The sequence below is a fragment of the Kocuria sp. CPCC 205231 genome (assembly GCF_040980965.1).
GTDB classification, from domain to species: domain Bacteria; phylum Actinomycetota; class Actinomycetes; order Actinomycetales; family Micrococcaceae; genus Kocuria; species Kocuria rosea.
Genome location: NZ_JAVKPP010000015.1, coordinates 74,861 through 101,786 on the forward strand (window position 1 = coordinate 74,861; position 26,926 = coordinate 101,786).

The 26,926-nt window shown below is 74.8% G+C and carries 30 protein-coding genes and 1 pseudogene; 21 read left to right on the forward strand and 10 right to left on the reverse strand.

The window, feature by feature from the left end; translation table 11 throughout:
- Nucleotides 1–3: 3 nt before the first annotated feature.
- Complete coding sequence (locus RF640_RS15190) at nt 4–1,191, forward strand: cystathionine gamma-synthase (protein ID WP_109221295.1); 1,188 nt, start codon at nt 4–6, stop codon at nt 1,189–1,191.
- 71 nt (nt 1,192–1,262) lie between these two features.
- On the opposite strand, the gene RF640_RS15195 is transcribed toward RF640_RS15190, so the two are convergent.
- Nucleotides 1,263–2,390: a tellurite resistance/C4-dicarboxylate transporter family protein gene (locus RF640_RS15195; protein WP_237740476.1), complete on the reverse strand. Its 1,128-nt coding sequence runs from the start codon at nt 2,388–2,390 to the stop codon at nt 1,263–1,265.
- An 87-nt stretch (nt 2,391–2,477) separates the two neighbouring features.
- Here RF640_RS15195 and RF640_RS15200 point away from each other — a divergent pair, with 87 nt between their 5' ends.
- On the forward strand, nt 2,478–3,377 hold the full coding sequence (locus RF640_RS15200; protein WP_368828346.1) for a sulfurtransferase: 900 nt from the start codon (nt 2,478–2,480) through the stop codon (nt 3,375–3,377).
- On the opposite strand, the gene RF640_RS15205 is transcribed toward RF640_RS15200, so the two are convergent.
- The 3 genes from RF640_RS15205 to RF640_RS15215 all read right to left on the reverse strand — a co-directional run bounded on the left by RF640_RS15205 (nt 3,343) and on the right by RF640_RS15215 (nt 7,266).
- Nucleotides 3,343–4,914, reverse strand: coding sequence for an SDR family oxidoreductase (locus RF640_RS15205; protein WP_109221293.1), 1,572 nt, complete (start codon nt 4,912–4,914; stop codon nt 3,343–3,345). The two genes, RF640_RS15200 and RF640_RS15205, sit on opposite strands and share 35 nt — an antisense overlap.
- A gap of 131 nt (nt 4,915–5,045) precedes the next feature.
- The gene (locus RF640_RS15210; protein ID WP_017834847.1) at nt 5,046–6,161 is read right to left on the reverse strand and encodes an acyl-CoA desaturase; all 1,116 of its coding nucleotides are present in this window, start codon (nt 6,159–6,161) and stop codon (nt 5,046–5,048) included.
- Nucleotides 6,162–6,213: 52 nt separating this feature from the next.
- On the reverse strand, nt 6,214–7,266 hold the full coding sequence (locus RF640_RS15215; RefSeq protein WP_035923198.1) for a ferredoxin reductase: 1,053 nt from the start codon (nt 7,264–7,266) through the stop codon (nt 6,214–6,216).
- Between the two features lie 103 nt (nt 7,267–7,369).
- Between RF640_RS15215 and RF640_RS15220 the strand changes: the two genes are divergently transcribed.
- Nucleotides 7,370–8,578, forward strand: a complete 1,209-nt coding sequence (locus tag RF640_RS15220) for a CdaR family transcriptional regulator (protein ID WP_309221576.1) — start codon at nt 7,370–7,372, stop codon at nt 8,576–8,578.
- A gap of 19 nt (nt 8,579–8,597) precedes the next feature.
- Here the strand turns inward: RF640_RS15220 and RF640_RS15225 are convergent, their stop codons facing one another.
- On the reverse strand, nt 8,598–9,413 hold the full coding sequence (locus RF640_RS15225) for a 1-acyl-sn-glycerol-3-phosphate acyltransferase (protein ID WP_035923195.1): 816 nt from the start codon (nt 9,411–9,413) through the stop codon (nt 8,598–8,600).
- 248 nt (nt 9,414–9,661) lie between these two features.
- Between RF640_RS15225 and RF640_RS15230 the strand changes: the two genes are divergently transcribed.
- The 7 genes from RF640_RS15230 (at nt 9,662) to RF640_RS15260 (ending at nt 14,412) form a co-directional block, all read left to right on the forward strand.
- Nucleotides 9,662–10,060: a DUF4870 domain-containing protein gene (locus RF640_RS15230; RefSeq protein WP_017834851.1), complete on the forward strand. Its 399-nt coding sequence runs from the start codon at nt 9,662–9,664 to the stop codon at nt 10,058–10,060.
- Between the two features lie 161 nt (nt 10,061–10,221).
- On the forward strand, nt 10,222–10,506 hold the full coding sequence (locus tag RF640_RS15235) for a hypothetical protein (protein ID WP_017834852.1): 285 nt from the start codon (nt 10,222–10,224) through the stop codon (nt 10,504–10,506).
- A 38-nt stretch (nt 10,507–10,544) separates the two neighbouring features.
- A complete protein-coding gene (locus RF640_RS15240) occupies nt 10,545–11,117 on the forward strand; it encodes a hypothetical protein (RefSeq protein WP_017834853.1) in 573 nt (190 codons plus the stop codon).
- Between the two features lie 34 nt (nt 11,118–11,151).
- The gene (locus tag RF640_RS15245) at nt 11,152–11,724 is read left to right on the forward strand and encodes a hypothetical protein (protein WP_109221291.1); all 573 of its coding nucleotides are present in this window, start codon (nt 11,152–11,154) and stop codon (nt 11,722–11,724) included.
- Nucleotides 11,725–11,798: 74 nt separating this feature from the next.
- Complete coding sequence (locus tag RF640_RS15250) at nt 11,799–12,203, forward strand: hypothetical protein (RefSeq protein WP_035923187.1); 405 nt, start codon at nt 11,799–11,801, stop codon at nt 12,201–12,203.
- Nucleotides 12,200–13,759 carry a hypothetical protein gene (locus RF640_RS15255; RefSeq protein ID WP_146202059.1) on the forward strand — a complete coding sequence of 520 codons (1,560 nt, stop codon included), beginning with the start codon at nt 12,200–12,202 and terminating at the stop codon, nt 13,757–13,759. Before RF640_RS15250 ends, RF640_RS15255 begins: the two co-directional genes overlap by 4 nt.
- Nucleotides 13,729–14,412, forward strand: a complete 684-nt coding sequence (locus tag RF640_RS15260) for an ATP-binding cassette domain-containing protein (RefSeq protein WP_052132645.1) — start codon at nt 13,729–13,731, stop codon at nt 14,410–14,412. The genes RF640_RS15255 and RF640_RS15260 overlap by 31 nt, the downstream gene beginning before the upstream one ends.
- Here the strand turns inward: RF640_RS15260 and RF640_RS15265 are convergent.
- Nucleotides 14,376–15,071, reverse strand: coding sequence for a response regulator transcription factor (locus RF640_RS15265; protein ID WP_035923181.1), 696 nt, complete (start codon nt 15,069–15,071; stop codon nt 14,376–14,378). The genes RF640_RS15260 and RF640_RS15265 overlap by 37 nt on opposite strands.
- A gap of 181 nt (nt 15,072–15,252) precedes the next feature.
- Here RF640_RS15265 and RF640_RS15270 point away from each other — a divergent pair, with 181 nt between their 5' ends.
- Both RF640_RS15270 and RF640_RS15275 read left to right on the forward strand, forming a co-directional pair.
- On the forward strand, nt 15,253–15,438 hold the full coding sequence (locus RF640_RS15270) for a hypothetical protein (RefSeq protein WP_035923179.1): 186 nt from the start codon (nt 15,253–15,255) through the stop codon (nt 15,436–15,438).
- An 86-nt stretch (nt 15,439–15,524) separates the two neighbouring features.
- A complete protein-coding gene (locus RF640_RS15275; RefSeq protein WP_109221289.1) occupies nt 15,525–16,742 on the forward strand; it encodes a sensor histidine kinase in 1,218 nt (405 codons plus the stop codon).
- Here RF640_RS15275 and RF640_RS15280 read toward each other — a convergent pair.
- On the reverse strand, nt 16,671–17,957 hold the full coding sequence (locus RF640_RS15280) for an MFS transporter (RefSeq protein ID WP_109221288.1): 1,287 nt from the start codon (nt 17,955–17,957) through the stop codon (nt 16,671–16,673). The two genes, RF640_RS15275 and RF640_RS15280, sit on opposite strands and share 72 nt — an antisense overlap.
- 56 nt (nt 17,958–18,013) lie before the next feature.
- Here RF640_RS15280 and RF640_RS15285 point away from each other — a divergent pair, with 56 nt between their 5' ends.
- From RF640_RS15285 to RF640_RS15315, 7 genes and pseudogenes are all read left to right on the forward strand, one after another.
- The gene (locus RF640_RS15285) at nt 18,014–18,652 is read left to right on the forward strand and encodes a DNA-3-methyladenine glycosylase I (protein ID WP_109221287.1); all 639 of its coding nucleotides are present in this window, start codon (nt 18,014–18,016) and stop codon (nt 18,650–18,652) included.
- A gap of 58 nt (nt 18,653–18,710) precedes the next feature.
- Nucleotides 18,711–18,920: a hypothetical protein gene (locus RF640_RS15290; protein WP_017834862.1), complete on the forward strand. Its 210-nt coding sequence runs from the start codon at nt 18,711–18,713 to the stop codon at nt 18,918–18,920.
- 4 nt (nt 18,921–18,924) lie between these two features.
- Complete coding sequence (locus RF640_RS15295) at nt 18,925–19,758, forward strand: PhzF family phenazine biosynthesis protein (protein WP_109221286.1); 834 nt, start codon at nt 18,925–18,927, stop codon at nt 19,756–19,758.
- A gap of 37 nt (nt 19,759–19,795) precedes the next feature.
- A pseudogene (locus RF640_RS15300) lies at nt 19,796–19,972 on the forward strand (acyl-CoA thioesterase); the annotation flags it as partial.
- Between the two features lie 70 nt (nt 19,973–20,042).
- Entirely contained in the window at nt 20,043–20,912 is an 870-nt protein-coding gene (locus RF640_RS15305) for an SMP-30/gluconolactonase/LRE family protein (RefSeq protein ID WP_109221285.1), read from the forward strand.
- A 5-nt stretch (nt 20,913–20,917) separates the two neighbouring features.
- Complete coding sequence (locus RF640_RS15310) at nt 20,918–21,091, forward strand: hypothetical protein (RefSeq protein WP_017834866.1); 174 nt, start codon at nt 20,918–20,920, stop codon at nt 21,089–21,091.
- 60 nt (nt 21,092–21,151) lie between these two features.
- Nucleotides 21,152–21,856: a TetR/AcrR family transcriptional regulator gene (locus RF640_RS15315; RefSeq protein ID WP_017834867.1), complete on the forward strand. Its 705-nt coding sequence runs from the start codon at nt 21,152–21,154 to the stop codon at nt 21,854–21,856.
- Nucleotide 21,857: 1 nt separating this feature from the next.
- Here the strand turns inward: RF640_RS15315 and RF640_RS15320 are convergent, their stop codons facing one another.
- On the reverse strand, nt 21,858–22,403 hold the full coding sequence (locus tag RF640_RS15320; protein WP_095651855.1) for a GNAT family N-acetyltransferase: 546 nt from the start codon (nt 22,401–22,403) through the stop codon (nt 21,858–21,860).
- Between the two features lie 131 nt (nt 22,404–22,534).
- Here RF640_RS15320 and RF640_RS15325 point away from each other — a divergent pair, with 131 nt between their 5' ends.
- Nucleotides 22,535–24,661, forward strand: coding sequence for a 3-hydroxyacyl-CoA dehydrogenase NAD-binding domain-containing protein (locus tag RF640_RS15325; RefSeq protein WP_109221283.1), 2,127 nt, complete (start codon nt 22,535–22,537; stop codon nt 24,659–24,661).
- Between the two features lie 46 nt (nt 24,662–24,707).
- Nucleotides 24,708–25,946, forward strand: a complete 1,239-nt coding sequence (locus tag RF640_RS15330; protein ID WP_109221282.1) for an acyl-CoA dehydrogenase family protein — start codon at nt 24,708–24,710, stop codon at nt 25,944–25,946.
- Between the two features lie 75 nt (nt 25,947–26,021).
- On the opposite strand, the gene RF640_RS15335 is transcribed toward RF640_RS15330, so the two are convergent.
- Nucleotides 26,022–26,360, reverse strand: coding sequence for a hypothetical protein (locus RF640_RS15335; protein WP_109221281.1), 339 nt, complete (start codon nt 26,358–26,360; stop codon nt 26,022–26,024).
- Between the two features lie 205 nt (nt 26,361–26,565).
- A partial coding sequence (locus RF640_RS15340) for a hypothetical protein (protein WP_368828348.1) occupies nt 26,566–26,926 on the reverse strand: 361 nt, incomplete at its 5' end.

The following is a 26,926-nucleotide window of genomic DNA, read 5'->3' on the forward strand; positions in this document are numbered from 1 at the left end:
GCCATGACGTCCCCCACCGAGACCCGCACCCGCCACCGGGGCTTCACGACCACCGCCGTCCACGCCGGCCAGGAGCCCGACCCGCTGACCGGGGCGGTCATCCCGCCGATCTACCAGACCTCCACGTTCGCCCAGGACGGGATCAACGTGCTGCGCGCCGGGCACGAGTACAGCCGCGGCTCCAACCCCACCCGCAGCGGCTTCGAGGAGCAGCTCGCGGCCCTGGAGCGCGGCGAGCGGGGGTTCGCGTTCGCCTCGGGGATCGCGGCAGAGGACGCCCTGCTGCGCGCCGTGCTGCGCCCGGGCGACCACATCGTGCTCGGCGCCGACGGCTACGGCGGCACCAACCGGCTGATCACCCGGGTCCTCGCCCCGTGGGACATCGGGCACACGCCCGTGGAGATCACGGACCTCGACGCCGTCCGGGCGGCCGTGCGCCCCGGCGCCACGAAGGTGCTGTGGCTCGAGACGCCGTCCAACCCGCTGCTCGGCATCGCCGACGTCGCGGCGTGGGCGCAGCTGGCCCGGGACGCCGGGGCGCTGCTCGTCGTCGACAACACCTTCGCGTCCCCGTACCTGCAGACCCCCCTCGAGCTCGGCGCGCACGCCGTGGTGCACTCCACCACGAAGTACATCGGGGGGCACTCGGACGTGCTCGGCGGCGCCGTGGTCGTGGGCACGGCCCAGTGGCGCGGGGCCCCGCTCGCCGAGGCGGTCGGCTTCCAGCAGTTCGCCGCCGGCGCCGTGGCGGGCCCCCAGGACAGCTACCTGGCCGCCCGCGGGCTCAAGACCCTGAGCCTGCGGATGGAGCGCCACCAGGACAACGCGCAGCGGATCGCCGAGTGGCTCCTGGAGCGCCCCGAGGTCGCGCAGGTGCTCTACCCCGGGCTGCCCGGGCACCCCGGCCACGCGCTCGCCGCCGCGCAGATGCGCGGGTTCGGCGGCATGGTCTCCTTCCGGCTGACCGGCGGGGAGGCCGCGGCCCGGGCGGTGGCGGAGGGCACCCGGCTGTACTCGCTGTCGGTGAGCCTGGGCGGGGTGGAGTCCCTGATCTGCTACCCCTCGGAGATGACGCACGCCTCCGTGAAGGGCACTGCGCTGGCCGTGCCCGTGGACCTGGTGCGGCTCTCGGTGGGCATCGAGGACGTCGAGGACCAGTTGGAGGACCTCGAGCGCGCGCTCACCGCCTGACCGGTCCTTTCCGCCCGGTCGGCTGCGCCGCCGGCGCCGCCGGCGGCGCCGGCGGCGCCGGTTCCGCCGGGTCAGCGGGCGGCGCCCGGTCCGCCCCCTGGGTCCGGCCTGACGGCCGCGTCCGGCTCCGGCCAGGCCGGAGCCGGATCCTCCCGGCCGAGGAGCAGCCGGCGGACCAGGTGCACGAGCATGGCAGTGAACACCATCGCCCAGGCGCTCAGGGCCACCCACAGCCAGACGGCCCCGACCAGACCCACGATCGGCAGGTCGTCCGCGCGGCCCAGATAGATGCTGGCCACGGCGTACATCCCCAGCGGGAAGACCACACTCCACAGCGAGGACTCGTAGCGCAGCGGCACCCGGTGCAGGCGGTGGCGCCACCACCCGGCCGCCACCAGGGCCGGGATCAACCAGGTGGCGAACGCCCAGAAGACCAGGCCCAGACCCGCCACGAGCCCGCGGACCACAGCGACCATCGGGGTGTCGGACATCTCCACGATCCGGGAGGCCGCCAGCACGGTGATGGCGCACGCGCCCATCGCCACCCAGTACGGCGGGGTCAGGTCGACCGGCCGCAGCGGATAGAGCATCATGCGCAGCGTCACGAGCACGCCCGCCGCGGCGTAGAGGAACAGCCCCACGGACCAGCAGGCGACCGCGACGACGGAGAGCACGTGCCGCCAGGCGTCGCTGCCCACCACCGGGTCCAGGGCCGCGGCGGCCACGGCCACGGACTGGCTGGCCACCACCCAGATGAACCAGGTCCCGTTGGCGGTGCTGACCACGGGGCGGGTGCGCCGGGAGAGCACCGCGCTCCACGGGACCACGTAGCCGAGGCCCAGCCACACCGCCCCGGCGAGTCCTAGGAGCGCGGCCGTGGCCCCGTGCCAGCCCGTCGTCGCGAGCCGGGACGCCAGCACGTTCGTGCCGGCCACGAAGGTGAAGAAGCCGAACGCGCGGCGAGGGTCGAGGAACTCCACGACGAACTCTCGCCGGAAGACGGCGAACCGCCAGACGGTGAGCAGGCACAGCGCCGCCCAGCTGCCCGCGCACACCGCGAGCAGGGCCGTGGACAGCGCGGCGAAGCCCTGCATCTGCAGGCCCACCGAGAGGATGCCGCTGGCCATGACGAGGGCGAAGTAACCGGGCGCCAGGCCGCGGACGCCGCCGAGGACACGTTGTCGGAGCGATTCGGCCACCTGCCCAGGCTACCGGGGCCCCGCCCGCGGCCCCGCTCCGTGCGGCTGCCGGGACGGTACTGCCCCGGCGGAACTAGCCTTGGACGCATGAGCACCGGCACCCGGAACGACGACATCAGCGCATCGCTCGAGCTCCCCGGGCCCGTGGTGAGCACCCACTGGCTGGCCGAGCACCTCCAGGACCCCCGGCTGGTGCTCGTGGACGCGAGCTCCACGCTCAACCGGACCGAGGAGGCCCTCCCCGGGGCGGTGCTCCTGGACCTGGACGGGCCCTTCTCGGACCCGTCCTCGGACCTGCCGCACACGGCGCCCCCGGCGGAGCAGCTGAGCGCGGCGGCCCGGGCGCTCGGCATCTCGCGCACGAGCACGGTGGTGGCCTACGACGCCAAGGGCGTCTTCGCGTCCGCCCGCGTCTGGTGGCTGCTCCGGACCGCGGGCTTCGACCGGGTCGCCGTCCTCGACGGCGGTCTCCCGGCGTGGGCCGCGGAGGGCCGGCCCACGGGGGCGCACGCCGCGCCGCCGGCCGAGCCCGGCGACGTGGAGCTCGTGCCCCGTCCGGGCGGCTTCGTCGGGGCGGAGGACGTCGCCCGCGCCCTGGCCGACCCGGGCGCCACCGTCCTGGACGCCCGCTCCGCCGGCCGGTTCGCGGGCACCGAGCCCGAGCCGCGGCCGGGTCTGCGCCCCGGGCACATGCCGGGGGCGGTCAGCCTGCCCTACACCGACCTGCAGGACGGACAGGGGCGGCTGCTGCCGCTGCCGCAGCTGCGGGAGCGGATCGCGGCGGCCGCGCCCGAGGGGCGGCGGATCGTCACCAGCTGCGGCTCGGGCCTCACGGCGTGCGTCCTGGCGCTCGGCGCCCACCTCGCCGGCCGCGAGGACGTCGCGGTCTACGACGGCTCCTGGAGCGAGTGGGGCCGCCCCGGTCCCCGGCCCGTGGCGGGCCCCGAGGGGCTCAGCCGCGGGCCGGTGTCTCCCCGGCAGGACTGATCCGCGCCGCGGCCCCGTCGGCCTGGTCTGCCTGGTCCGACTGTCCCGGGGCGCCGGGGGCGGGGTCGTCCAGCGCGGCGGCGGTGGCGAGGATGTTGCGGGCCATGGACGGGAAGATGAAGCCGTGGAAGGGCCACACGCCCCACCAGTAGAGCCGGCCCGGCAGGCCCCGGGGGAAGAAGATGGCCCGCTGCCTGTACCGGCTGCCCTCGCCCTCGGGCTCCACGGACAGCTCGAGCCACGCCCGGCCGGGGGCGCGCATCTCGGCGTGCAGGAGCAGCTTGTGCCCCTCCTCCATGGCCTCGACGCGCCACCAGTCCACGTACTCGCCCACCTGCAGGTCCGTGGCGTCGCGGCGGCCGCGGTTCAGGCCGGCCCCGCCCACGAGCTTGTCCATGACGCCGCGCACCTGCCACGCCAGGGGCAGCGAGTACCAGCCGTTGCGCCCGCCGATGGACTCGACGACCCGCCACACCTGCTCGGGCCGCGCCGGTCCCGTGCGGCTGCGCTCGTCCACGAACACGGTGCGCCCCGCCCAGTCCGGGTCCGAGGGCAGCGGGTCCGCGGCCGCCTCGGAGGAGCTGTAGTGGACGTCCCACGTGGTCTCCACGGAGTTGTCCTCGATCTTCTTCAGCGCGAGCGCCACGGCGCGGCGGTAGCCGGCCAGCCCCTCGGGGGGCGGCGGGATGTGGTCGTCGATGTCGTGCTCGCCCGACACGGCGTCGTGCTGCAGCGACTGCACGAGCGGCACGGCCAGGCCCAGGGGGATCGGGGTGACCATGCCCACCCAGAACCCGGACAGCCGGGGCGCGGGGAGGGGGAAGTGGAAGACCACCCGCCGGCGCAGCCCGGCCACCCGGGCGTAGCGGCGCATGGCGTCCGCGTAGGTCATGACGTCGCGGGAGCCGATGTCGAAGGTGCGGTTGAGGCCCTCCGGCAGGTCCATGGCGTGGATCAGGTAGTACAGCACGTCACGGACGGCGATGGGCTCGATGCTGTTGGTCACCCAGGACGGCGCCGGCATGATCGGGAGGGTGTCGCCGAGGTGGCGGATCATCTCGAAGGACGCCGAGCCGGAGCCGATGACCACGCCGGCCTGGAAGACCACCGCCGGGACCGAGCTCGCGAGCAGGATCTCGCCCACCCGGACCCGGGAGCGCATGTGCTGGGACAGCTCCACGCCCTGGGGGTGCAGCCCCGAGAGGTAGACGATGCGCCGCACCCCGGCCCGCTCCGCGGCCCGGGCCACGGTCCGGGCCATCTCGGCCTCCTCCTCCTCGAACTCCCGGGAACCGCCCATGGAGTGCACCAGGTAGTAGAGGGTGTGCACGTCCTGGCACGCGGCGGTCATCCCGTCGAGGTCGTTGAGGTCCGTCTCGGCGACCTCCACCCGGTCCCGCCACGGCACGGCGCGCAGCTTGCCGGGGGACCGGACGGCGACGCGCACGGTGTGCCCGGCCTCCAGCATCCTGGGCGCCAGGCGCCCTCCGATGTAACCGGTGGCACCGGTGATGAGGACGCGCTGGGGAGAGCTCATGGCCTGCCTTTCGTGCGGGTCCCGCGAGCCTACCAACGCCGCCCGACAGGAGCCCGGCCCGGTCCCGGCACGCGGAACGGCCGCGTGCCGGAGCATCGCGGCCGTTCGGCCCGTCGTCGTGCGGGGACGGATCAGGGCAGGGCCAGGCGGAACACCTTCGCCCACGCGGAGGCGACCTGCTTCGGCAGGGGCCCGGTGGTGTAGGGCAGCTCGTAGCGCTCGCAGATCTCGCGCACCTTGACGGCGACCTCGGCGTAGCGGTTCGAGGGCAGGTCCGGGAACAGGTGGTGCTCGATCTGGAAGGACAGGTTGCCGGTCATGAGGTGCATCAGCCTCGACCCGGAGATGTTGGCCGAGCCGATCATCTGCCGCACGTACCAGTCGCCGCGGGTCTCGCCCTCGATCTGCTCCTCGGTGAACGTGTCCGCCCCGGCGGGGAAGTGGCCGCAGAAGATCACGGCGTGCGCCCAGACATTGCGGACGGCGTTGGCGGTCAGGGTCGCGGTCAGGGCCTGCTTCCCGGAGCCGGCCAGGGCCGCGGCGGCGGGGGTGGCCACGTAGTCCTTCGCGGCCTGCTTCAGGAACTTCGCCCCGAGGGCCTTCAGGCTGCGCCGGAGCTCCGACTTCGGCTTGCGGCCCTCGCGGTACTCGTCGAGCTCGAGGTCGTAGATCGCGATCCCCCACTCGAAGACCGGGGCGAGCAGCGCGTTGTACACCGGGTTGCCGAGGTTCCAGGGCTTCCACTCCTGGTCCTCGTCCATGCGCAGGATGGTGTACCCGACGTCCCGGTCCTTGCCGACCACGTTGGTCCAGGTGTGGTGCAGGTCGTTGTGGGTGTGCTGCCACGCCCGGGACGGGGTCACGAAGTCCCACTCCCAGGTGGTGGAGTGGATGTCGGGATCGCGCATCCAGTCCCACTGCCCGTGCAGCACGTTGTGCCCGATCTCCATGTTCTCCAGGATCTTGGCGACGGTCAGCATGCCGGTGCCGGCGAACCAGGCGGGCTTGTGCTTGGCGAACAGCAGCGTGGCGCGCCCGGCCAGCTCGAGGGAGCGCTGCGTGGCGATGACGCGGCGGATGTAGGCCGCGTCCTTCGCCCCGCGGGTGGCGATCACGGACTCGCGGAGGGCGTCGAGCTCGCGGCCCAGCTCCTCGACCTGCTCGTCGGAGAGGTGGGCGGCGGCGGAGGGCTTGGCCGACTCGGTGGGGCGGCCCGAGTCGAGCAGGAAGGGGGTGACGATCGTCATGGTGTCGGTCCTTTCGGAACGGGGTCGGGGAACGAGTGTGGAAGCTTCGGGGTCAGGCGTCGAGGCTGACGGGACCGGCGGCCGTGGACACGCAGGTCTGGACGAGGTGGCCGGGCTCGCCGTGGACCTCGCCGGTGCGGGTGTCACGGACCTGCCCGGAGAGCAGCGGGGTCACGCACGCGTGGCAGATGCCCATGCGGCAGCCGCTGCGCATCATCAGGCCGGCGTCCTCGCCGGCGGCCAGGAGCGTCGTGGCGCTGTCGGCCTCGACCTCCTTGTCGGACTTCTCGAAGGTCACGCGCCCGCCCTCCCCGCCGGAGCCGGGGGCGACCACGGCGGCGAAGCGCTCGACCCGCAGCTCGCCCTCCTCCCGCTGCCAGAGCGCCTCGGCGGCGTCGAGGAAGTCGGCGGGGCCGCACGCGTAGGCGGCGCGGTCGCGCCAGTCGGGGCACGCGGCGTCGAGGTCGGCGGTGGCCGCGAGGTCGAGGCGGCGGCCGCGCTCGCCGGTGAACCACTGGACCAGGCGGAAGCCGGGGAACTGGTCGGTGAGCTCCAGCAGCTCCTCGCGGAACAGGGACTCCTCCGGGGAGCGCGAGGAGTGCACGAGCACCAGGTCGGCGTCCGGGCGGCGGGGCACGAGGGTGCGGATCATGGACATGACCGGCGTCAGGCCGCTGCCGGCGGTGAGCATCAGCAGCGGGCGCGGGCTCTCGGGGAGGACGAAGTCGCCCTCGGGCGGGGCGAGGAACAGCACGTCACCGGGCCGGGTCCCCCGGACGAGGGCGGTGGAGACCTTGCCCATCGCCGTCACCGTGATCGCCGGGTCCTGGCCGGCGCCCGTGCTGAGGGAGTAGGAGCGCCAGTGCCGCACGCCGTCGATCTCCACGCCGATGCGGGCCCACTGGCCGGCCTCGTGCGCGTTCCAGCCGCGGCCGGGGCGGAAGCGGATCGTCACCGAGTCCGCGGTCTCGGGCACCACGGCGGTCACCAGGCCGCGCAGCTGGCGGGCGCTGGCCAGGGGGTCGATGAGCCGCAGGAAGTCCTCGGGGGAGCGGGGCGTGGTGAAGGCCGAGGCCAGGCGGGTGAACAGTCGCAGTTGGGGCACGTAATAACTGTGCCCCAAATCCGACGGCAGTTCTCGTCCCGTCGCGTACTCTTTCAGCAGAGAAATTGTGGTGTCGACATGAAAGCGGGGGATCGTGGAGCGGGTGGACCACACGACGGAGCACGCGGGACCGGCGGGGCGGGCGGACCGGGAGCTGCCGTGGACCTCCCTCCCGCCGGCGCTGACCCCCCTCCTGGTCCCGCACCTGCCCGCGGTGACGGAGGAGCTGCTGGACGCCGTGCGGCTCGACGTCCCGGTCTACGCCCGACCGCTGGAGGGCCTGTTCGGCGACAGCATCCGGCGCGGGGTCGAGGTGGCCCTGACCCGGTTCCTGCAGCTGCCCGGCACCCAGCAGCCCGCGCTGATGGGCGACGACCGGCGGGTCTACGAGGGGCTCGGCCGCGGCGAGGTGCGCGAGGGCCGGCCGATGGACGCCCTCTTCGCGGCCTACCGCTCCGGGGCGCGCACCACGCTGCGCTCGCTCTCCCGCGTGGCCATGGACGCGGGGTTCGAGGCGTCCGTGCTGATCGGCCTCGCGGAGTCCGTGTTCGCCTACATCGAGGAGCTCTCCGCGGCCAGCGCCGAGGGCTATGCCATGGAGCAGTCCGAGCGTGCCGGGGAGCGGGACCGTCTGCTGGACGCGCTCGCGGACATGCTCGTCCGCGGCCACGTGGTGGAGGACGCGGTGCGCACGGCCGCCGCCGCCGCGGGGTGGCCGGTGCCCGACCGGGTGGTCGTGGTGACGCTGGCCGCCGACCGGCGGGTGGGGCTGCGCTCGCGCCTCGGGGAGCGGGCGCTGCTCACGTCCCGCCCCGGCGACGTGGTGGCGGTGGTCCCCGAGCCCTCCTCGCCGACCGGCCGCCGGGAGCTGGAGCGCGCGCTCACCGGGCGGGGCGCGGTGATCGGCCCGGGCCGGCCCTGGTACGCCGCCCCCGAGTCCCTGCGCCTGGCCGTGCTGACCCGGGACCTGCTGCAGCGGGAGGAGCCGGCCGACGCCGGGCCGCTGTGGGTCTCGGAGCACCTCATGGAGCTCGTCCTGCACAGCGAGCGCAGCGTGGTCGCGGACCTCGCCGCGCAGTGCCTGGCCCCGCTGGACGAGCTCAAGGCCGGGCAACGGGAGCGGCTGGTCGCGACCCTGCTGTGCTGGCTCGAGCACCACGGGCAGCGCGCGGCGATGGCCGCCGAGCTGAACATCCACGAGCAGACGGTGGGCTACCGGGTGAACCAGCTCCGGGAGGTCTTCGGGGACCGCCTCAACGACCCCAGGAGCCGGTTCCAGCTCGAGCTGGTGCTGCGCGCCGGCTTCCGCTGAGACGGTGCCCCGGCCGGGCTCAGCCGGTGCGCTTGTAGGCCTCCCGCTCCCGGGCGTCGGCGTCGATCTGCTCCTGGACCGTGATCGCGCTCCCACCCCGGTGCGCCGGCATCCACCACGCACCCGGCTCCGGGGTCACGGGGTAGCTGTCGATGCACCGGTCGATCCCCTCCTGCAGCACCGCGCGCAGCCGGGCGCTCGCGGCGCGGACGTCCTCGTCGGGGTCCACCCGCAGCACCGGGCCGACGTGCACGCGCACCGGTGTGCGCCACACGTCGCGCAGCCGGATCCGGCCGCGCCCGCGGGTGAGCATCCGGTGGCCGCCCCACACGGACACCGGGATGACGGGGGCGCCGGTCTCGGCGGCCATGCGCACGGCGCCGGTGCGCAGCGGGCGCACGGTCCAGCTGCGGCTGACCCCGCCCTCCGGGAACACCGCGAGGAACTCGCCGCGCGCCAGCTTCGCCACGGCCTCGGCGTAGGCCGGGGCGCCGTCGGCGCGGTCGACGACGACGTGGTCGCACAGCCGGCACACCGCCGTGACGAAGGCGCTGCCGGTGTGCTTGCGGGTGATGAGGAAGCGGGAGTGGGCCCGCAGCCGGCGCCAGACCACCAGCTGCGCGAAGACGAAGTCGAGGTAGCCGAAGTGGGTCACCGCGACGACGGCGCCCCGGCCCGGGCGGACCTCCCGGTGCAGGCCGCGCACCACCTGGTCGGTGGGCAGGTGCTCCTCGCCCGAGGCCAGCAGGGGCACGCGGAAGAGCTTCACCGCGGCGAGGCCGGCGAGCACGATGGCCCGGTAGGCGTACTTGTTGGGGCGCAGCTGCGGAGCCACGGGCCTCCCTCGGGAAGAGACCCGCGGGGGCGGGCCGGGAACGGTCTGCCGAGAATCGTAGACCAGCGCGCGGCGCGGCGCCGTCGTCGGTGCCGTGCGTGACGGCGGGGATCCGCCGCCGTCGAGTGCGGTCTTCCCCCATACCGGGCGCGGGCCCCGCCCCGATACGCTGGCTGCACCGCGCCGGTCCGGCGTCCGCTGCACCCGGTGCCGCGACCGGTTCCGCCACTGCCCACCAGGAGAACCCCATGTCCTACCTTCCACCGTCAGCACCCCGTCCGCAGTACCGGGCGCAGGGGGACGACCGCACCATCGCGGTCCTCACCCACCTGTCCGGACTGATCGGCGCGCTGGTCTCCGTCGGGTGGCTCGGATTCGTGGGTCCCCTCGTCGTCTGGCTCGTCCACCGCGACAAGAACGCGTTCCTGCGCGCCACCTCCGCCGGGTCGTTCAACTTCAACCTGTCCATGTGGCTGCTCAACGTGGTGGCGTGGGTGTGCCTGTTCACCGTGATCCTGATCCCCGTGGCGATCGTGCTGTGGATCCTCGCCGCGGTCCTGCTCGTGGTGTGCCACGTCCTGGCCGTGCTCAAGGCCAACAAGGGCGAGGTGTACCGCTACCCGCTCCAGCTGCCGGTGCTGCAGTGACGTCCTTCCGGACCGGCCGGCGGCATCCTCCGGACGGTCCGGAACCATTCCTTCGGCCGATGGCCGAGGCTTCCCGGCTCTCGTAGATTCTGAGCCATCACCCGGGGAACCCGCCGGATGATGCACCCCCCACAGAAACCTCGGGAACACAGGAGCTCTTCATGACCACCCCCCGCACCCCCTCCGTCCGCACGGTCCTGCCCGTCTCGGCCGCCGCCTCCGTCGCCGTCCTCGGCCTCGTCCTCGGCGGTGTCGGCATCGCCTGGGTCGCCGGCTCCCTCGGCATCTCCGCCGCGTCCGCGAGCCAGATCGTGGCCGCGGTCGAGGCAGGCGGCTGGGCGCTGACCCTCGTGGCCGCGATGTTCGGCTTCGGCATCGGCGGCGCGGTCGTCGGCACCATCCGCTGGTACCTGTCCAAGAAGGCCCGCAACCTGGCCATCGCCTGAGCCGCCGCCCGCTCCGCCGACCCTGCCGGGACCCCGCCATGAAGACCGTGCCCACGGACCTCCGCACTGCTCCCCGCGACGCCCGGGCCGCGCGCCGCACCCTCGGGTGGGCGGCGGCGGCCGCCACGGCGCTCTTCGTGGCGGGGTTCCTGGTGGGCTACGAGAGCATCTCCCGCGTCCCCGCGACCCTGCAGGACACGGCCGGCGCCGGTCAGGACCACGACGGGTCCTTCGGCGCCATCGTGGTCCGCAACCTCGGCGCCGCCGCCCTGCTCTACAGCGGCGTACTCACCGGCGGCCTGCTGACCGGCACGTCCCTGGCGCTGCTGTCGGTCTACGTGGGGGCCACGGCGAAGATCGGCGTGCTCAACGTCGGCGCCGCCGCGCTCGTCGGTGCGGCCGGGTGGTACGCGGGGCTCGAGTTCCTCGGCTGCCTCGTGGCCGCGGCCGCGGGCCTGCTCCCCCTCACCGCCGCCCTCACCGCCCGCCGGCACGGCCTGGTGCGCGGCTACCTCACGGCGCTGCCGGCCTCCCTCGGCGTCCTCGCCCTCGCCGTCGCCCTCCTGCTCGCCGCCGCGGGCATCGAGGCGGCGCTCATCGCCCGGCGGTGAGCGCCGCCGTTCCCCCGCTATCGGAAGGCCCCCGATGTCCAGCCTCCACGTCTCCGCCCACCCCGGCGCCGGGACCCCTGCCACCCGTCCGCTGCCGGCGACCACCCGGCCCGTCCGGACCGTCCTCTGGGCGGTGGGGCTCGGGCTGCTGCTGCTGCGGCTGCCGGCGACCACCGACCAGATGCAGGACCAGGCCGCGGCGGCCGTGACCGGCGAGCTGGAGGGGGTCGACCCGTCCCTGATCGGGCTCTCGGTCAACGTCGCCGTGCTCGTCGGCGTCCTGGTCTTCGCCGTGGTCCTCGCCCTGTACCTCTGGTTCGCCGGGCTCCTCGAGAGCAGACTCCTCCCGCAGGGCCTGCCGCTCGGCGGCGGGCAGCGGATCGGGCTCTACACGCTGGTGGTCGGCGGCCTCACGGTGCTGTCCCAGGGCTTGGCCCTGGCCACCGGGCGGATGGCGGAGGGACCCGTGGAGGCCGCCGCGGTGCTGGTCCTCGCCCTCGCCGCGGCGCTGCTCTACCGCGGCCGGTGGAGGTCCTGCGGCGCCGGCCGCCAGGTGCTCGTGGTCGTCGTCGCCGTCGCGACCGCCGCGCTCGTCGCCATGGTGTGACCCGGCCACCGTTCCCGCCGCCGGCCCCGCCCCCCCACCACTCATCAGATCCTCGACCACCAGGAGTGCCCACCGTGCCGACCCTCACCCAGAACCACGTCCGACTGGTCCTCGTCACCGTGGCCGTCCTGAGCGCCGCAGCCCTGACCGCGATCCTCCTCGAGGGCCGGGGCACCAGCACCGTCCCGGTCGGGCTGTGGTCCCTCCTCGTGGGCGGGCTGGCGGTCGCCGGGGTGCTCCTGCCGCTCGTGGCCGCCGCGACCCCGCTGTCCCGCCCGCGCTCCGTGGCACCGGCCGTGCTGCTGTTCCTGGCCATGACGGCCCACGCGACCTTCCTCGACGAGCAGCTGAGCGGGTTCCCCGTGGGCTGGCTGTGCACCATGGGCGTGGTCGTCGCCCTCGCGGGCACGGTCGTGCTCCTGTTCAACGCGCTCGGGCTGCGCCGGGAGCGGTCCGGGACGCGCAGCAGGCTCTCGTGACGACCAGCGCGACCGCGAGCCCCACGAGCGGGTCGGTGCGGCGGCGGCCGCCCGCCCCGCCGGCCCGCCGCCGTCTCCGGCTCCTGGCGGACCTGCGGATCGCGGACCTGCTGCAGGCGCTGGGCACGTCCGTGCCGGTGGACACGGCCCGCCGCATCGTGGTCGGGGCCGCCGCCGGAGCCGTGCTTCTGGCGCTCGCGGCCGGGATCCTCGCGGCGCGCGCGGCCGCGGTGCTGGCGCCGGGCGCGGACGTGGTCGGGCTCTTCGTGCTGCTCTGCGCCTACGCCGGGCTCGGCGCCCTCGCGGGCGAGACCCTCGGCCGGTTCCGCAGCTGCGTCAGCGACCACCCGCAGCGGGACTTCTTCGTGGGCCTCGACGTCCGGGCCGCGGACGTGTTCGTCGTCCACGCCCTCCCGCGCGTGGCCGTGGCGAGCGCCGTGTGGGGCGCCGCGGGCCTGGGGGTGCTCGCCGGGTCCGTCCTGGCCGGGCACGGGCCCGGGGCCGCGGGGACGGCACTGCTGCTGGGGACGCCCGTGGCCTTCGGCGCGCTGACGGCCGCCGGGGCGCTGCGCTCCGCCGCCCGCCCCGAGAACGGGCGCCGGCACTTCCCCGCGGTGCTCGCGGCGGCGTCCGTCCTGGCCGGGGCCGGGGCGCACGGGGCGCTGCTGCTGCTGGCCCCCCTCGTCCCCGGCGCCCTCGTCCCGGCGGCCGGTGCGGCACCCGGTCCCGCGCCGGGGCTGCCGGAGCCCGTCCTCCTCGCCGGTCTCACGGCGGTCGCGGCCGTCGGCGCGGCCGGTGCCGTCGCCGGCCGCCGCGCCCTCGCGGCGGTGTCCTTCCCGGCCCGGCGCGCCGCGCCCCCGGTGCGCCGGCCGCGCCTGAGCGGTCCCGCGGTCCTGCAGTTCGCCCGGGTGCTGGGCGTCCAGCGGGCGCACGGGTGGCGCCTGCGGGCCCAGCAGCGGATCACCGCCGCGGTCGCCGCCGCGACCGCGGCGCTGCTCGGGGCGACCTCCGCCGGTCTCCGGATGCCGCCGCTGCCCGCCGTGCCGGACGTGGCGTGGGAGGCGGCGCTGCGGCCCACCCTGGGCTTCGCCGCCCTCATGACGGGTCTCGCTCTCGCGGAGCTCGTGAGCTCGGACATCGGTGCCTTCCGCTACGGCCGCCACCTGCGCACCGCCGTGGAGTCCGGGGCGTCCCGCTCCTCCGTGGCGCTGGGGCACCTCACCGCGCTCACCCTGCCGCTGCTGCTGCCGGGCCTGCTGCTCGTCGTCGCGGCCCGGGTACTGACGGGGACCCTGTCCGCGGCGCCCGCGGCCGTGGTGCTGGGCGCGGTGTGGGCCGCGACCGTCGCGGAGCACCTGCTGCCCCCGCCGCGCACGGTCGAGGGGACGGGCGCGGACAGCCCGCTCACGGGGGTCCTCACCGTCGTCCTCGCCGCCGCGCCCGTGGCCGTCCCGCTGACCTTCCCCGCCACCGACCCCTGGATCGTCCCCCTGCTCGCCCTGACCCTCGCCGGAGGTGCCCTCGCATGCCTGCACCGCTCCCTCACCCGCCGCTGATCCACGTCGAGGCGGTGAGCGCCGGCTTCGACGCCGGGCGCCCCGTCCACCGGGGGCTCACGCTGCGGATCGACGCCCCCGGGCTGACGCTGCTGCAGGGCCCCAACGGCTCCGGCAAGTCGACGCTCGTCGAGGTCCTCAGCGGGCACCTGCCGCAGACCGCGGGCACGGTCACGCTCGCCGGCGTGGACGCACGCTCGCCGGAGGCCTCCCGGGTGCGCCGGATCTGCCGCACCGAACCGGCGCTCTACCCCACGATGACCGCACGGGACCACGTGGTGTTCGCGAGCGGCTGGTGCGGCGCCGACCCGCAGGAGGGGCTGCGCCGGGCGGAGCGCCACGGGCTCGGTCCGTGGCTGGACGAGGCCGCCGAGCACCTGTCCACGGGCAACCGGCGCAAGCTGTGGACGATCGTGTGCACCAGCGGCGACTTCGACGTCGTCGTCCTGGACGAGCCGTTCAACGGACTGGACGGCGCGTCCACGACGGTGCTCTGCGAGGAGCTCACGGAGTGGGCGGCGCGGCGCGCGGTCCTGGTGGTGTCCCACCGCCCGCCGGCGCAGCTGGCGCCGGACGCGGTGCTGACCCTTCCCGGCGGCGCGGACCCGCGGGCGGCTCAGGACGAGGGGATCGTCACCAGCCCGGTGCGGTAGGCCTTGATCACCACCTGCACCCGGTCCCGCACCTCCATCTTCGTGAGGATGTGGCTGAGGTGGGACTTGACGGTCGGCTCGGACACGAAGAGCGCGGCGGCGATCTCGCGGTTGCTGAGGCCCTCGCAGAGCAGGGCCACGACCTCGCGCTCCCGCGCCGAGAGCCCCTCCACCGCGGCGACGTCCTCCGGGCGCGGCGCCGCCGGCTCCGGGTCCGCGACGACGCTGCGGACGAGGGTGGCGGCCACCCGCCGGGAGATCGCGGCCTCCCCGGCCAGCACGCTGCGCACGGCGCCCACGATCTCGTGGGGCTCGGAGTCCTTGACCACGTAGCCGCTCGCCCCGGCCCGGAGCGCTGGGATCACCCAGTCCTCCGAGTGGAACGTGGTCACGGCCAGCACCTTCACCTCCGGGTGCTCGTGCGTGATCGCACGGGTGGCCTCGATGCCGTCCAGGACCGGCATCTGCAGGTCCATGACCACCACGTCCGGACGCAGGGCGCGGCACTGCTCCACCGCCGCCCGGCCGTTGCGGGCCTCGCCCACGACCACGAGGTCCTCCTCGGCGTCGATGAACACGCGCAGGGCGCGGAGCATGAGCTGCTGGTCGTCGACGATCAGGACCTTGACGGGGCTCGCCGCCGGCGCGTGCTCGTTCATGGCTCTCACCGTAGCGGAGAGGGGCCACGGCGTCGGCAGGACGGGGCCGCCCGGCGCACGGGTCCGCCCAAGGGATGACCCCCGGCCATCCTCCCGGATGACCCCGCGGACCCCACCCCTCGGCGACCATGGTTCGCGACCGCACACCGATCGGGTGCGGCGCCCTGCCGGAAGGACCCCCGTGAACACGCTCTCCGCCGCCTCGCTGCTCGCCGCACTGCTGCTGACCGCCGGTGGTGTTCCCACCGCCGCGGCCCAGGAATCGCCGGTCGCCCTGGCGCCGGTCCTGAAGGTCGACCCCGGCACCGACAGCCCGGACGGGCACACGAGCCGCGGGTGCTCGTTCCTCTTCCTGCGCTGGTGCTGATCCGGCGCGCTCCCGGACGGGCCCGGCGCCCGCGGCTATCCTCCGAGGTGGACCGGAGCACCGGGCCACCGCACCGGAAGGACCGCATGGCACGCCGCGCAGCGCAGCAGGACCGCCGGCCCGGCCTGGGCACGCTCCTGCCGCAGGGGATCGCCCGGGCCCGCCCCCTGCACCGGTGGGTGCGGGTGGCCCTGCTGCTGTTCATCACGGTGAGCGCCCTGGACGCCGTCCGGCTCGTGCTGACCGGCCCGGGCCTGGGGTTCGGGGACCGGGACTACGAGCTGCTGCTCGTGGTCCTCGAAGCCGCCACGGTCGCCGTCCTGGCGCTGCGCTCCAGCTGGACGTGGCTGCCGCTCGCCGCGCTGCTGGTCCTGCTCCACCCCCAGACCAACCCGGGCAGCTACATGGTCGTGATCCCGCTGGTCCTGGCCTTCACCGCCTACGGGGCGGCCCTGCCCGGACTCGCCGCGGCCGTCGGGGCCTTCCTCGTGTGGCAGACCTCGTGGGCCGTCAACGTCTCGGTCGTGGGCCCGCAGTTCCTCTGGAGCTACGTGCCGCTGACCCTGGTCCTCCTCCTGCCCGGTCTCGTCCTGCGGGCCCTGAGTGCGCAGCAGGAGCTGGACCGCGTCGAGATCGCCGCGGGCCAGGAGCGCACGGCCCACGCCCTCGAGCAGCAGCGCCTCGAGCTGGCCCGGGAGCTGCACGACATCGTCGCCCACGACCTCACGCTCATCGCCATGCAGGCGCGCTCGGGGGCCTACTCCCGGGACCCGGAGACCATGAAGGAGGCCCTGGACGTGGTGGGCGACTCCTCCCGCGCGGCACTCAAGGACCTGCGCCGGCTGCTGGGGATCATGCGCGTGGAGCCGGGCGCCGGGCTCGCGCAGGACTCCAGCGCCGCCGCGGCCGTCGACACGGGCCGGGGCCTTGAGGAGGTCGCGGCCGCGCTGCGGGAGGTCGGGTTCCGCACCGACACCCGGGTGCGGGGCGACCTCGCGCGGATCCCGGAAGGGGTGCGGCCCACGGTCCAGCGGGTCCTCCAGGAGGGGGCGACGAACATCATGAAGCACGCGCCCGCCCGGACGAGCTGCGTGCTGGCCGTGCAGGTCGACGAGGCCGACGTCGTGGTCGAGGTGCACAACGCCGCGGGGCCGGGCTCCGGGCCCGGCCTCCCGGCCTCGGGGTACGGGCTGCTCGGGCTGCGCGAGCGCGTCCAGCTGCTCGGCGGGGAGCTAGCGGCGGGACCGGCGGACGGCGGCTGGCGCGTCGGCGCCCGCATCCCGCTGGGTCCGGCCGCCGTGTGAGACCACCACGACCGCCACGAGGACGAGCAGGGCCGCGCTGAGCCCGTCGAAGCCGATCAGCGCCAGCACCGGTCCGGCGAGCGCCCCGCCGGTCGCCCCGGCGAGGTTCATGAACAGGTCCGAGACGCCCTGCAGCTTCGGCCGCTCGGCCGGCGGGACGGCCTCGGCCACGAGCGTGGAGCCCGCGACCGTGGAGGCGGACCAGCCGAGCCCGAGCAGGACCAGGCTGACCGTCACCAGCACGGGGGACGTCGAGCCGAACCAGGACAGCACGAGGGACGCCACGAACAGGGCCTGGCCGAGCAGGACGGTGGGGCGGCGCCCGGCCCGGTCCGCGAGCCAGCCGAACACGGGGGCGAGGGCGTACATCCCGGCCACGTGCAGGCTGATGGTCAGGCCCACGACGCTCAGCGATGCCCCGTGGAGGGTCAGGTGCACGGGCGTCATGGACATGAGCGCCACCATGACGGCGTGGCTCAGCGCCACGGTGAGCACGGCCCGGCGGGCCGGCGACGAGGCCCGCAGCACCGCCAGCCCGCCCGCGGGGGAGGGCTTGCCCCTGCCCGCGGCCTCGCCGTCGGCCACGGCCAGCAGCAGGGGGTCCGGCCGCAGCGCCGTGAGGTAGACCAGGGCCCCGAAGGCCTGCGCCACGAGGGCGATGACGAATCCGCCCGTCAGCGCCGGCAGGCCCAGGGCCCGCCCGAGCAGCTCGCCCGGCTCGAAGAGGTTGGGGCCGAGCACCGCGCCGATCGTCGTGGACCAGACCACCAGGGAGAGGTCCCGGGCGCGGGTGTCGTCCGCGGCCAGGTCGGTCGCCGCGAACCGGGACTGGAGGTTGAGCGCCGAGCCGGCGCCGAGCAGGGCCAGGCCCAGCAGCAGGACGGGGAAGCTCGAGAGGACGGCGGCGCCGATCGTGATCGACGCGCCCGCCATGGCGGTGAACGCCCCGGTGCTGAGCGAGATCCGCCGGCCGCGGGCCTGGGCGAGCCGCGCGAGGGGGACGGCGAGCAGGGCCGCGCCGAGGGTGTTCATGGTCGCGGCCATGCCGGACCAGGCGGAGGAGCCGGAGACCTCGGTGACGAGGAGGGCGCCGAGGGCCAGGGTGGCGCCGACGCCCAGCCCACCGAGGATCTGGCCGAGGGCGAGGACGCGGACGACCCTCCGCTGCAGGGCGCGCCGCTCCACGGCGGGGTTCGTCGGGTGCATGACCGCCATCCTATACCCCTGGGGGTACTCGCTCCGGGTGTGTCGGAGCCTCTCGGTGTGGTTCGATGCTCGGCATGAGCTCCCTGCCCGATCCCGCGACCGGACTCGTCCTCGGCGAGGACGGGCTCGCCCGCCCCGTCTGGGCCGCCACGGACCCGCTCCTGCGCGAGTACTACGACACCGAGTGGGGCTTCCCCGTGCGGGACGAGCGGGGGCTCTACGAGCGGATCTGCCTCGAGGGCTTCCAGTCCGGGCTGTCCTGGGCCACGATCCTGCGCAAGCGGCCCGCCTTCCGGGCGGCCTTCGCGGACTTCGACCCGGACGCGGTCGCCGGCTTCGGCCCGGCCGACGTCGACCGCCTGCTGGGCGACGCCGGGATCGTGCGCCACCGGGGCAAGATCGAGGCCGCCGTCGGCAACGCCCGCGCCACCGTGGCCCTGCGCGCCGAGGGCGGGCTGACCGAGCTCGTGTGGTCGTTCCGCCCGGCGCGGACCCCGCGTCCGCGCACGGCGGAGGAGGTCCCGACCCGCTCGCCGGAGTCCGAGGCCCTGTCCCGGGCCCTGCGGGCGCACGGCTTCCGCTTCGTGGGGCCGACCACGATGCACGCGCTCATGGAGGCGGTCGGGATCGTCGACACCCACCTGCTCGGCAGCCACCGCCGGGGCAGCTCCGGGGTGTGGCCGGAGGCACCGGAGGGTGCGTAGGATTCCTGGCACCGAACCCGACGACGCCCCGCGTCGCCTTCCGGCAGGAGGCCCGGCCATGTACGACAACAGCGAGCAGCGCAGCGCGGTGCTGCCCCTGGTGCTGAGCACCGTGGGCTCCGTCCTGGTCGGCCTGGTGGTCCGGAGGCTGCGGGAGGACCGGGCGGCGGCCCGTGGCGGGACCGCCGCCGGGCCCGCCGGCCGGGACGCCCGGCGAAAGGGACGGGCCCGGCCCGCCCGGAGGAACACGCGCGGGCCGGTGCTCTGAGACCATGACGAGCCACGCGATCAGCTGGGTGGACGTCTTCTCGCCGGCGCCGCTGGGCGGCAACCCGCTCGCCGTCGTGCACGGGGCCGACGCCCTCGACGAGGACACGATGGCGCGCTTCGCCCGCTGGACCAACCTCTCCGAGACCACGTTCCTGCTCGAGCCCACGGTCCCCGGCGCCGACTACCGGGTGCAGATCTTCACCCCCGGCGGGGAGCTGCCCTTCGCGGGTCACCCCACGCTCGGGACGGCGTCCGCCTGGCTCGCCCTCGGCGGGGAGCCCGCGGGAGCGGACGTCGTCCAGGAGTGCGGGGTCGGGCTGGTGACCGTCCGGCGCCGCGAGGGCAGGCTCTCGTTCGCCGCCCCGCCCCTGACGCGCTACGAGCCCGTGGCGGAGCCCGCGCTGCTGGACCGGGTGGCGCGGTCCCTGCGGCTGGACCCGTCCGCGCTGCTCGACGTGTCCTGGCTGGACAACGGCCCCGGCTGGATCGGGGTGCGCGTGGCCGACGCCGGGACCGTGCTGGGCGTGCGTGCGGACTGGTCCGCCATGGCCGGGCTCAAGCTCGGCGTGGTGGGCCCCCACCCCGAGGGCGCCGAGTGCGCGGTCGAGGTGCGGGCGTTCGTGGGGGACTGGGTCGTGGAGGACCCGGTCACTGGCAGCCTCAACGCGGGCCTGGCCCGGTGGCTGACGGACAACGGGTGGGCCCCGGAGCGCTACGTCGCCGCCCAGGGCACCGTGCTCGGGCGCACCGGGCGCGTGCTGCTGGAGCGGGACGCGGACACCGTCTGGGTCGGCGGCCAGGTCAGCCCGGTGGTCCGCGGGACCGTGGAGCTGTAGCCGACGGTGCGGAGGGCGCCCTCGGTATCGTGGGGGCATGACCACCCAGGACATCACCTTCCGCACCCGCAAGTGGGTCGAGCCGGAGGACCTCAACGCCAACGGCACCCTGTTCGGCGGCAGCCTGCTCCGCTGGATCGACGAGGAGGCGGCGATCTACGCCATCGTCCAGCTCGGCAACCAGCGCGCGGTGACGAAGTACATGTCGGAGATCCTCCTGAACCCCGACCGGGACCGGATCCCCACCACGGCGCTGCCCGCGGTGCACGAGAAGGGACTCTGAGATGGCGGCACGGCGGCTGCGCGCCGAGCGGATCACCGACTCCGTCACCTACCACGGCGAGGGGCCGTGCTGGTCGGAGTCCTGGGGCGGGCTGCGGTGGGTCGACATGCTCGCCGGGGACGTGCTGTCCCTCGGCGCGGACGGCGAGGTGCTCCGCAAGCACGTCGGGGACGTCGTGGCCTGCGTGCGCCCGCGCGCGACCGGGGGAGCGGTGCTGGCCCTGGAGGCCGGCGTGGCCCTCGAGGACCCGGACGGCACCGTCCATCCGGCCGAGCAGCTCTGGGAGCCCGGGGCGGTCCGGATGAACGAGGGCGGGGCCGGCCCGGACGGCTCCTTCTACGTCGGCTCCATGGCCTGGGACCAGACGGAGGGCGCGGCCACGCTCTGGCGCGTGCACCCGGACCTGCGCGGGGAGCCGGTCCTGGAGGGCGTCACCGTCTCCAACGGCATCGCCTGGTCCCCGGACGGCGCGCTGGCCTACTACAACGACACGCCCACCGGGAAGGTCGACGTCCTCGACTGGTCCCCGGACGGGGGTCTGCACGGGCGCCGCACCTTCGTGGTGCCCGAGCTCGAGGAGGGGGACGTCCATCCCGACGGGCTGACCGTCGACGCCGAGGGCGCAGTCTGGGTGGCGCTGCACGGCGCCGGGCAGGTGCACCGCTACACGGCCGACGGCGCCCTGGACACCGTCGTGGAGGTCGGCGCGCGCCAGACGACCGCGTGCTGCCTGGGCGGGGAGGACCTGCGCACCCTCTACGTCACCACGTCCCGGGAGAACCTCGCCCCGGACGAGGACCCCGTCGCGGGCTCCCTGTTCGCGGTCCGGGTCGACGTTCCCGGCCTGCCCGTCCTGCCCTTCGCGGGCTGAGCGCGGTGCGGAACCCCAGGCGCACCGCCGGACTGCTGTGGCTGCTCGTGCTCGTGTGGGCCGTCGCCCTCGTGGGCTCCCTGCTCAGCGGGGGCACCTCCTCGGCGCTCTCCTTCGCCGTGCTCGGGGTGCTGTGCGCCGCCGGGGCGGTGTTCTTCGGCGCCCGGGCCCGCCGCTGACGGGCTCGACCCGCACACGGCGGGAGGCCCGGGTCTACCATCGTCAGCGAGGAGGCACCCATGACCGAGACCCCCCGGGCGGCCCCGGACGTCGTCACCGGCTCGATCCGCCTGCTCGCGGAGCAGGGCTGGGACGCCACGACCGTGGACCGGCTCGCGCTCGCCGCTGGCATCAGCCGGGCCACGTTCTTCCGCAAGTACGGGTCCAAGGAGGACATCGTCTTCGCGGACCACGCCGCGAACCTCGAGCGCCTCGAGCAGCAGCTGGCCCGGGCGGGGGAGGAGCCGGGCACCGATCCGGCCGTCGCCCTGCGGGACGGCGTGCTGCTGGTCTTCCGCCACCACCTCGACCACCGCGAGCGGGCGCTGGCCCGCAACGCCCTGCTCCGGCAGGTCCCGCAGCTGCGGGACCGGGAGCTCATCACGTCCCACCGCTACGAGCGGGTCCTGCGGCGCTACCTGCGCTCCGCGCTGCCCGACTCACCGGGGCGGAGCACGCTGGCCACGGCGCTGTCCGCCGCCGCGGTGGCGGTGCACAACGCCGCCCTGCGGGCCTGGCTGCGCGCACCCGACACCGACCCCTCGGCCGAGCTGGCCGGGCAGCTCGAGCGCCTCGCGCACACGCTCGTCTCCGGCTACGAGGACGGCGCGGCGCGGCCGGCCGCCGCGCCCGGGGCCCGCCCCGCCGTCGTCGTCACCGTCCTGGACCCCGGCGCGGACACGGAGGAGATCCTGGCGTCCGTGCGGGACGCCCTGCGCCGATGACTCAGGCCTCGTCGGCGAGGATCGCGTAGATCAGCTCGTCGCGCCACTCGCCCAGCTGGCGGTGGCTCTCGCGCAGGGTCGCCTCCAGGCGCATGCCGATGCGCTCGCAGACCTTGGCGGAGCTCACGTTGAGGGCGTCCAGGCTCGCGCAGACCCGGTGGGCGCCCAGCTCGGCGAACGCGAACTCGATCGCGGCGCGGGCCGCCTCGGAGGCGATGCCCCGGCCCGCGTGGTCGGGGTGGACCACCCAGCCGATCTCGACCTGCGCGGCCGCCGCGTCCGTGAGGGTCAGCACGATCTCGCCCACGAGCTCCCGCGAGCCCCGGGGGGAGACGGCGAAGCGGACGGAGTCGCCGTCCCGGCCCCACGGCCGCAGGCCGCTGTTCTCGGCCAGGGTGCGCTCGCACTCCTCGCGCGTGCGCGGGCCCCGCCACGCGTACTGCGCGTAGTCCTCGCGGCTCTGGTAGGAGTGCATGGGCTCGAGGTCCGCGCCGTCGAAGCGGCGGAACGCGAGGCGCTCGGTCTCTGGGGGCAGCACGTCGATCATCACCAGCCAGAATACGGCCTGAACGCCCCGGAACCGCACGCCGCACCACCACACTGAGACTCAATCCCTTGACCTGAGACTCGGTATCAGTCAGAGTGGTGACGATCACACCACTCGTCAGGAGTCCGCCCATGGCACCCGCCGCGCCCGCCCCGTCCTTCCCCTCCACCGTCGCGGTGGACGTCGAGCAGCTGGTCCTGCCCGGACGCTCCGCGCCCGTCGCCCTGGTGCGGCTGGACTCCACCCCGCCGGGCGGGCTGATCATCTGGGGCTCCGCGGCCCTGGAGCAGCTCCGGGACGTCCTGGGCTCGATCGACCAGTCGGCGGTCGAGGCCATCGTGGTCACCGGCAACGCCCGGTCCTTCGGCGCGGGGGCCAACCTCAAGGAGATCCGCCACGCCCAGCTCAGCGGCGTCTCCGACCGGTACGTGGGGCTCGGCCACGAGGCCTTCGGCGTCCTGGCCGACGCGAGCGTGCCCACCTTCTCCCTGCTCACGGGTCAGGCCCTGGGCGGCGGGCTCGAGCTCGCCCTGCACACGGACTACCGTGCGGCCCACCCGCGCACCGGCCCGCTCGGACTGCCGGAGTGCAGGCTCGGCTTCTTCCCCGGCTGGGGCGGCGTGCACCTGCTCCCGCACCTGATCGGCCCGGCCGCGGCGCTGCGCGTCATCGTGTTCGACTCCCTGCGGGGCCGGAACACAAAGGCGGCGGAGGCCCTCGAGCTCGGCCTCGTGGACGTGGTGCTCGACGCCGCCCCGGGGACCGGGGAGTGGGACACCGCCTGGCAGCGGTGGGTGGCCGGCACGCTCGACGCGCTCGACGCGGGGGAGACCCGCCGCCGCGCGGGCACGCCCGGCGGCACCGGGGAGCAGGAGTGGCAGGACGCCGTGGACCAGGCCCGGGACCGCGCCGAGCGCACCTGGCACGGCGCCGCGCCGGCACCGCTCGTGGCGATCGACCTCGTGGCCGACGCCCGGACGGAGTCCCGCACCGAGAACGGGACGAAGGCCGTGGCCGCCTTCGCCGAGCTGGTCCGCGGGGACGTGGCCAAGGCCTCCCTCTACGCGTTCGAGCTCGTCTCGGCCCGCTCCCGGCAGGCCGCGGACGTGCCCGCCGCCGAGCCCGTGCCCCTGCGCAAGGCCGCCGTGATCGGCGCCGGCCTGATGGCCGGCCAGCTCGCCTCCCTCATCGCGAGCGGCGCCCGGATCCCCGTGGTCATGACCGACCTCGACGACGAGCGGCTCGCCGCCGGCGTGGCCCGGACCCGGGAGCGCTTCGCCGCGCAGGCGGCCAGGGGCCGGATCAGCGCGGAGCAGGCCGAGCAGCTCGGCGCCCTCGTCACGGGGGCGAGCGGGCCGGAGGACCTCGCCGACGCGGACTTCGTGATCGAGGCCGTCTTCGAGGACCTCGACGTGAAGAAGAAGGTGTTCGCCCAGTGGGAGGAGGTCGTGCGCCCGGACGCGATCCTCGCGACCAACACGAGCTCCCTGTCCGTCACCGCCATGGCGGAGGGCCTCCGGCACCCCGAACGGGTGGTCGGCTTCCACGTCTTCAACCCCGTGGAGGTCACCCCGCTCCTCGAGATCGTCGCCGGGCGGCGGACCGGCGACGCGGCCCTCGCGACCGCCTTCGAGCTCGCCGCGGCGCTGCGCCGCACGGCGGTGCGCGTCCAGGACGCCCCCGGCTTCGTGGTCAACCGGGTGCTGACCCGGCTGTTCGACGTGATCGTCCAGGCGATCGATGCGGGCACGGACGTGGCGGCCGCCGACCACGCCCCCGATCCGATGGGCCTGCCCATGACCCCGCTGCGGCTGCTCGACTTCGTGGGCCCGGCCGTGCTGCACCACGTGGACGAGACCATGCACCGGGCCTACCCCGAGCGCTTCGCGCGGTCCCCATGGATGGACGCGGTGGTCGGGGCGGGCCTCACCCACGTGCTGCCCACCGAGCAGGCCCCGGGGACGGGCGCGGACGGCTACCTCGCCGCCGACGCCGCCCGGCTGCTCGAGCGGACCCGGGCGGAGCACCCCGCCGACGCTCCCGTCCCGGCGGAGGAGCTGCTCGTGCGGGTGCAGGACGCCCTGGCCGAGGAGATCGGCGCGATGCTGGCCGAGGGCGTCGTCGCCGGGCCCGAGGACGTGGACCTGTGCATGGTCCTCGGCGCCAACTACCCCTTCCACCTGGGCGGGATCACCCCGTACCTCGACCGCACGGGCGCCTCCGAGCGCGTCCTCGGCCGCCGCTTCCACCAGGACTGACCTTGTCCCCGACCTCCCACCAGCCCACAGAACGAAGGACCCAGCCATGACCGCCACCCCCGAGACCGGCGCGACCCTGTTCCCCGCCGGCACCGTGGAGCCCGACTACGTCCTCGACAAGGCCCTCGACACCGACGCCGCCGGCGCGTTCGACGCGGTCTCCGACACCGACCGGGGGCACTGGATGCGCGCCCGCCGGTTCGTCCAGGAGGACCTGCTGCCCGTCATCGGCGAGCACTGGGACCGCTCGGAGTACTCCCTCGACCTCGTCCGCCGGCTCGGGGAGCTCGACCTGCTGCGCGACGGCGTGGCCGTCGACGGCTACGAGCAGATGTCCAAGACCGCCGCGGGCCTGATCAGCATGGAGCTCTCCCGCGGCGACGGGTCCATCGCGACCGTCTCCGGCGTCCAGGGCGGGCTCGCGATGCGCTCGATCGCCATGTGCGGCTCCGAGGAGCAGCGGCAGCGCTGGCTGCCGCGGATGGCCACGGGCGAGCTCCTCGGCGCGTTCGCCCTCACGGAGCCCACCCACGGCTCCGACTCCGTCAGCCTCGAGACCCGTGCCACCCCGGTGGACGGCGGCTGGGTGCTCAACGGGGAGAAGAAGTGGATCGGCAACGGCTCGATGGGCGGGATCACCGTGGTGTGGGCCCGCGCCGACGAGGACTGCCAGGTCAGGGGTTTCGTGGTCCCGCAGGAGAGCGAGGGCTACACCGGCACGACCATCCGTGGAAAGCTCGCCCTCCGGGCCATCCACCAGGCGCACCTCCGGTTCGAGAACGTCTTCGTGCCCGAGGAGAACGCGCTGCCGGCGGCACGGTCCTTCAGGAACACCGCCGATGTCCTGTTCGCCACCCGCATCAGCGTGGCGTGGGGCGCGGTGGGGCACGCCCAGGCCTGCTACGAGACCGCCGTGCAGTACGCGGCCCAGCGCGTGCAGTTCGGCCGCCCGCTGGCCGCATCGCAGATCGTGCAGGAGCGGCTGGCCCGGATGCTGAGCGAGCTCACCCAGATCCAGCTCCTCGTGGCACGGATGACCGAGCGGGAGGAGGCCGGCCGGCTCACCGCCGAGCAGGCGTCGCTAGCGAAGTACACCTCCACGCGCACGGCCCGCTCGATCGCGGCCAACGCCCGGGACCTCCTGGGCGGCAACGGCATCCTCATCGAGAACCGCGTGGCCCGCCACTTCGCGGACATCGAGGCGCTGCACACCTACGAGGGCACCGAGACCGTGCAGGCCCTGATCATCGGACGCGGGATCACCGGCATCTCCGCGTTCGCCTGAGCTCGTCCGGGTCCACATGACGACGGCGCCCCGGCCATGCAGGCCGGGGCGCCGTCGTGCTCGGTCCGGCCGGGCTCAGAGGTCGGCGCCGCCGTGGAACGAGTCGTTGCTCGGGTCGATCTCGTCCTCGAACGCGGGGTCCTCGGGGACGTCGAGGTCCGCGATCGCCTCGCCCATGCGGGGCTCCTCGGGCGGGACCTGCTCCTCGCCCGCCTCGTAGCGGGCCTCCGCCGTCTCGTCCCGGAGCTCCTGCTCCGAGGGGACCTCCGGGTGCTCGGGGTCCACGCGCTCGTCCTGCGCGCCGGCCTCGGCGCCCTCGATCAGCGGATCCTCGCGCCAGTGCTCGGGGTCGACCTCGGCGGCGCCCTCGTAGGTGTCGGGGGTCTCCGGCAGCTCTTCCGGTGAGGTGCTCATCTGCTGTCCTTTCGGGTCGTGGCATCGATGTGCCATCAGCCTACGCACTGCCGTCCCCGCCGCTCCGGCCCCCGGTCCTCCGGGGTTTTGACGGTCCTGCGGGGCGTGTGTAATGTATTCCGAGTCGCCGCAAGGGACGCGAGAGATCGCCCCGGACGGCAACGCCGAATCCGGCGGACCGAACCCCCTCGAACCATCAAGCCGATCACCGCTGCGCGGTGGCCGACAGCTTGTGGGCCGGGACCGGGTCGGGTACGCTGGTGGAGCTGTTTCGGGCAGCAGCGAGAAATCGTTGCGGCCCACGGCGTCGAATCCGGCAGATCCAGGAATTCTCCTCCCGAAGGACTTTTACGCCGCTGAGCGACGGAAAAGCGATTTGGGAATGCGGAGAAGATCGGGATAAGCTGAGGAGGTCGCCGCGGGGAGAGCGAGAGATCGCGAGAACCGAGCGAAAAAGAATTCCAACACGGTTTCCGGGTGTGGTGCCTGGTTGCTGGTCTGTTGTTTGAGAACTCAATAGTGTGCCATGTTTGTTGATACCGGATGTTTTATTCGGTTGATTGGTT